This window comes from Rhizobacter sp. P3_C12 (assembly GCF_056402735.1).
This window is the reverse complement of sequence record NZ_JBFUGW010000348.1, coordinates 1-5,576: the sequence shown is the minus strand read 5'-3', so window position 1 is coordinate 5,576 and position 5,576 is coordinate 1. Positions and strand designations below refer to the sequence as shown.

At 60.0% G+C, this 5,576-nt stretch carries 6 protein-coding genes, 1 pseudogene and 1 other annotated feature; all 7 genes and pseudogenes read left to right on the top strand.

Annotated elements, in window-relative coordinates:
• A partial coding sequence (locus tag AC1DXV_RS30630; protein WP_477937222.1) for an IS3 family transposase occupies window positions 1–173 on the top strand: 173 nt, incomplete at its 5' end.
• Between the two features lie 256 nt (window positions 174–429).
• Window positions 430–1,176, top strand: coding sequence for a hypothetical protein (locus AC1DXV_RS30625; protein WP_477873534.1), 747 nt, complete (start codon window positions 430–432; stop codon window positions 1,174–1,176).
• Window positions 1,173–1,925, top strand: a complete 753-nt coding sequence (locus AC1DXV_RS30620; protein WP_477873535.1) for a hypothetical protein — start codon at window positions 1,173–1,175, stop codon at window positions 1,923–1,925. The genes AC1DXV_RS30625 and AC1DXV_RS30620 overlap by 4 nt, the downstream gene beginning before the upstream one ends.
• A gap of 444 nt (window positions 1,926–2,369) precedes the next feature.
• Window positions 2,370–3,598, top strand: a protein-coding gene (locus tag AC1DXV_RS30615; RefSeq protein ID WP_477937220.1) for an IS3 family transposase whose coding sequence is annotated in 2 segments (ribosomal slippage) — window positions 2,370–2,658 and window positions 2,658–3,598 — 1,230 coding nt in all. Because the reading frame shifts where the segments join, the coding sequence is not laid out codon by codon here.
• Window positions 2,648–2,764 (top strand) — a sequence feature (AL1L pseudoknot). It overlaps the preceding gene by 117 nt.
• A gap of 108 nt (window positions 3,599–3,706) precedes the next feature.
• Window positions 3,707–4,414: an HNH endonuclease gene (locus AC1DXV_RS30610; protein ID WP_477937218.1), complete on the top strand. Its 708-nt coding sequence runs from the start codon at window positions 3,707–3,709 to the stop codon at window positions 4,412–4,414.
• Between the two features lie 3 nt (window positions 4,415–4,417).
• Window positions 4,418–5,077, top strand: a complete 660-nt coding sequence (locus AC1DXV_RS30605; RefSeq protein ID WP_477873201.1) for a hypothetical protein — start codon at window positions 4,418–4,420, stop codon at window positions 5,075–5,077.
• A 220-nt stretch (window positions 5,078–5,297) separates the two neighbouring features.
• A pseudogene (locus AC1DXV_RS30600) lies at window positions 5,298–5,576 on the top strand (hypothetical protein); the annotation flags it as partial.

Below are 5,576 nucleotides of genomic sequence, written 5' to 3'. Positions count from 1 at the left end.
TCCTGAACCTGAAGATGGAACGCGTCTGGCAGCGCGACTACGCCAATCACGCCGAAGCGATGATCGATGTCGCCGACTACATCGCCTGCTTCTACAACCCCGTCAGGCTCCATTCCACACTCGGCTATCGCTCGCCCGTCGAGCATGAGCGTCACGCCGAACACACTCACTGAGATTCAACCCAAACCAACTCATTGGCGTGTCCGAAAAGACTTGACCACGACACACCAAGGGCATCGAGGACTTGACGACGGAGCACTTCTTCTCGGCGTATATGACATACCGATGGCCGATGCCTGCAAACGCCGCAACTCCGATTGGCGACCTGCGACACCAGAAGCGCCAGCTAATGGTCGGTGGTGCAACTTCTGGTACGAGCACTATCAATAATCAAGGCGAGCGCCGAGTCGCTGAGATGGGTAAGGCCGCTTGAAGGACGTCGGCCACTTCGTCGCGCCGATAGCTGGCTTTGCCGCCAAGTCGGCGCCGATCAAGATCGAAGCGTTCGCGTGGTACTTGCATGCAGTCAAGCTGATGGAGTACTTCAATCCAAGCGATATTCGGGCGTGCTTCGAAGCGATGCATCTGCCAGTTCCCAATGTCGCGGCGGCGTTGGCAGGAATCCTGGACAAACGGCCCATCCGCCTCATACGAGACTCTAAGGGATACAAGCTCGCGAATGCCTCACGTGCCGAGCTAGAAAAGCTGCTGCCCGTTCGAGCGTCTTCGGTCGCCACAACAGCTTTGTTGAGAGGCCTCGTCGACAGAATCTCCCGGCCGGAGCACAAGGTCTTCCTGAACGAGGCGTTGGTTTGCTTCCAGCATGTCGCGAACCGGGCTGCCATCGTCATGATCTGGAACCTCGCCTACTCGCACGTCCTGGATCGCATTTTCAGCAACCATCTCGTTGCCTTTAACGCCCAGCGCACGAAGGTCAACCCAAAGCTGCCAGAGGTCACCAGGGTGACCGACTTTGAAGACTATGGCGAGCGCCAAGTGATCGAGATTTGTCGCGGCGCGCGCATCTTCGACGCGACGGTCTGCAAGACCCTGACAGAACGACTGAACCGCCGGAATTCCGCCGCGCATCCGTCTTCGGCGAAATTCACACCCGTCCAGGCCGAGGACATGATCACTGACCTCGTCAACAACGTCTTGCTAAACCCTAACGTATGAACTGGTGGCTCAGCGCTCCGTCGTGGGTCGTCGCGCTGTACTTCGGCGTCGGCTTCGTCGCGAAAGCAGGCTTCCCGCCCAAGGCCGACCTTGTCATAGGCGATGCCCTGTTCGTCGGCTTCACACTATTCTTCCTGTTCTTGCCATTCTTCAACAAGATCAAGATCGGATCATGGATCGAGCTTGAACGCGAGGTCAAGGAGGCAAAGAAGGAGGCTGCCGCTGCGAAGGACGAGCTGCGTGAGTTCAAGGCCGAGGTCCGCAATACCGTATCAGTGATCAGCTCGAACAACGTCAGCCCCCAATTCAACATCCACCTCGCCGACATGCTACGTCAGCAAGGCGAGAAGGTAGATCAAAAGCTTACTCAGCAAGGCCGCGAGAAGGCCGAAGAGGTCACGAAGGAACTGGAGGCGGACGACGACGTCAACTTTGCCCTCGCAAGAGTGCGCATCGAGATCGAGCGGCAGCTTCGAAGGATTCTGGGCCGCAGCTTCATGGTTGCTAGTGCGAACAAGCCGCGGTTTCTGTCAATCAACAACATGTTCGATCAGCTTCTGCAACACGACCAGAGCCTTGCGTTTCTGCGCGAGCCCATGAAGAACGTGCTGTCGGTCTGCAATGCCGCCGTTCACGCGCAGATCATCGCGCCAGAGCAGGCAGGTGAGGCGCTGAAGTTGGGGGCACTGATCATCGCAACACTCAAGCAGCACCCAGGCTCGCAGCCGGAGACAACAGACGCGGAATGAAGGCGTTCGTTCACGACAAGCCAGCGAACCGCGATGAATAGGTATTCGCCTTCGTTGAGGCCTATCGGAAGCTCCGCCCCGGAGATCGGCGACAAGTACGATCGCACGCACGCTATCCTGGCCTACATCTCGCTGACTACGCTGACGCCGGCCAGAGCTGACCAAGGGTGGCTCAAAAGGAGCGCAGCAATCTAGAAGAGTGAGGGAAAGATGGAGAAGCGAGCATTTCGTCGCGAAGAGAGCTTCGCCGCCGAGCGCGTCACGCGCGATTTGGTGAAGCCGTTTCTTGAGTCGAAGGGATACACACAGGTCGAAGACCGACGCGTGAAGCATGGCAGCAGTCAATCCCAACACGTCTCAGCGCTCGATGAAGACCACAAACCGGTAAGGCTCCTGAATCGCCCCGGGTTTTGAGGAGGCTCCAACCCTTGAGAAGATGGAGCCATGAACAAGTCGAACAAGTTCTCACCTGAGGTCTGCGAGCGCGCGGTGCGCTTGGTGCAGGAACATCGTGGGGAGTACCCATCGCTGTGGCTGGCGGTGGAGTCGATCGCGCCGAAGATCGGCTGCGTGCCGCAGACGCTGCTGACGTGGGTCAAGCGCCAGGAGATCGATGCCGGCGTGCGCGAGGGCGTGACGACGTCCGAGGCGCAGCGGGTCAAGGAGCTCGAGCGCGAGGTCAAGGAACTGCGTCGGGCCAACGAGATCCTCAAGGTGGCCAGCGCGTTTTTCGCCCAGGCGGAGCTCGACCGCCGATTCAAGTCCTGAGGGACTTGATAGACAAGCACCGTGACACATTCGGGGTCGAGCCGATCTGCAAGGTTCTGCAGATTTCCCCGTCTGGATATCGACGGTATGCGGCACTTCGGCGCAACCCGCAGGAGCGCTGCGCACGCGCCCAACGTGACGACGTTCTGGCCCCTCGGATCGAGCGCGTCTGGCAGGCCAACATGCAGGTCTACGGGGCTGACAAGGTCTGGCGCCAGCTGGCGCGCGAAGGCACGGCAGCGGCGCGCTGCACAGTGGAGCGGCTGATGCGTCGGCTGGGACTGCGCGGCGTGATGCGAGGCAAGATCGTGCGAACGACGATCAGCGACAGCAAGGCGCCATGCCCGCTGGACAAGGTCAACCGCCAGTTCCGCGCGGAGCGGCCGAACCAGCTCTGGGTCTCGGACTTCACCTACGTGTCGACGTGGCAGGGCTGGCAGTACGTGGCCTTCGTCATTGACGTCTTCGCCAGGCGCATCGTCGGCTGGCGCGTCAGCAGTTCGATGCGAACGGACTTCGTCCTCGATGCCCTGGAGCAGGCGTTGTACGCGCGGCAACCCGAACGGGATCGCAGCCTGGTGATTCACTCCGACCGCGGGTCGCAGTACGTGTCTATCCGCTACAGCGAGCGCCTTGCAGAGGCCGGCGTTGAGCCGTCGGTGGGCAGCAAGGGCGACAGCTACGACAACGCCCTGGCCGAGACGATCAATGGCCTCTACAAAGCCGAATTGATCCATCGCCGTGCGCCTTGGAAGACCAAGGAGTCCTTGGAGCTGGCGACGCTTGAATGGGTGTCCTGGTTCAACCACCACCGCCTGCTGGAGCCCATCGGCTACATCCCACCCGCCGAGGCTGAGGCAAACTACTACCGGCAACTCGCCGAGCAGGCCGCCACGCCGGCCTGACTTAAACCAACCGGCCTCCACGGAACCCGGGGCGATTCACTCCACGTCCAGATTTGCTGGCGCCGCCAGCCCGGGGATGGTCGACAAGTCTCCGCCGCCCAGCTCATGATGAAGATCAAGAACGATGACTGGGACGGTTCCATCAGGGACAAGGTAGCTCGAACTGCCAGTCATGGGGCGACGCATGCGCTGCTAGTTCAGGCAGTCGGTTCGGAAATTCTGCATGCGGCTCGCATTCCCCTCGACGCCATCCTTCCGATCTGGAAGCAACAACGAGCCATCAGTGACCGCTTGATCGCCCGCGGAGCCCTTCGTCGACAGAGAAAGAACCATGCGGCGAACGGCAACAGTCCAACCATCTGGCTTCAAGACGATCGCAACCCGCTTGCGCATCAAGTTCCTGACGCCCTGTGGAACTTCATAGGTGTTGTCAACGTCGTGGCTTTGCCAGATTTCAGCCCGCTCGACGCGCTAGCGGTCGACGACACGTTTGACGACATCGCTGCCGACTACTCGCAGCTCGGCTCAGACGGCGCGCCGAAGTCTCGTGTGCCTCGGTCGTCAGTCAAGCGCGATCAACGCGTTCGCGAAGAGGTGTTGAAGCGCTGCGAGGGTCGGTGTGAACGCACTGGTTGCAGGAACGCTCGCCCTTGGTCCGGCTTCTTCGATGTGCATCACATCCTGGGGGTCGAGACAAGCGACCGTGTCTGGAACTGCGTCGCGCTGTGCCCGAACTGTCATCGAGAGGCACACTTCTCGCCTGACCAGCAGGCCATCAATCGCAGCCTCCTCAAGTACGCAAGCAAGTTCAGGTGACGCATGGACTCAGGCAACGTATCAGCCATCATCAGCGCAGGCTCAGGGCTTCTGGGCGTTGCCATCGGAGCCCTACTGACCTACCTCCGCGAGCTTCGCGTGGAAGAGGTCAAGGACAAGAGGGACACGTCGTACCTCGCGATCCTCGTCGTCTCTCACCTTGACCGCTTCGCCAACGGCTGTATGCACGTCGCCTACGACGACGGCACGTCCGAGGGACGGCCCGCAGGCACTGATAGCATTTATCACACTCCGACTGTTAAGGCTCCGGAGTTCGCCCCCCTGGACATCGCGGTCGAGTGGCGGGTACTTCCGCGCAAGCTGATGTACGACATCCTGGAAATTCCTGCCAAGCAGGAACATTTGGAAAACCAGCTCGACGGCGTGCGGGAGTTCGACGACCCGCCCGACTACACGGAGTTCTTCTGGCGACGCCGTCGGGACTACGCTGGGCTTGGCCTTCAGGTGTCGGCTGTCGCAAAGCGGCTACGTGAGTTTGCCGAGTTGCAAATCGAGGAAGCCAAGCCAGGTGAATGGAACCGCGATGTCGGCATGCAAGAGGCCATCCATAAGATCGACAAGGACCGCGCTGAGTACGAACGTCGACAAGCCTTGTACCGCGCGCAGAACCCGTTGCCGGACCCTCCACCAATCGGCGCGTAGCGATGGGTCTGCTCGTGTTCATCGGCCTCAACGTCTTGCTTGTCATGGGCATCTCGGCCTGGGAGAACCACTTCTACCGAAAGATGTACTTCAGGGACAAGTGACGAGCCACTCAGATCAACTTCCCAAGGGTGGATTCGTCGGCCGAACCTGGCCAACACTATTCCCCTCGCCAACACACCAAACCCGTGCCGAAGATCGAAACGGGATCAACTTGCGCATGAATCACGCCACCCAGATCTGCGCGCCGTTCGTGACGCAGCTAGGAGAATTCGTCGACGACTGGATGTTCAAGCGCACTAGGGATGAGCTGATCAATTCAATGTCTGGAGCCGACAGCTTCTCTGCGAATGCATTGCACCGCGGCGAGCGCACGTTTGCGTGGATTTCGAATGATTGGCGAGCTCGTCTTAACCTTCAGGGCGCACTGACCCCTGCAGGCCTGAGCAGCGGCCTCTTGGCGATCATGAGGTTGGCCTTGGCGATCATGAGGTTGGCC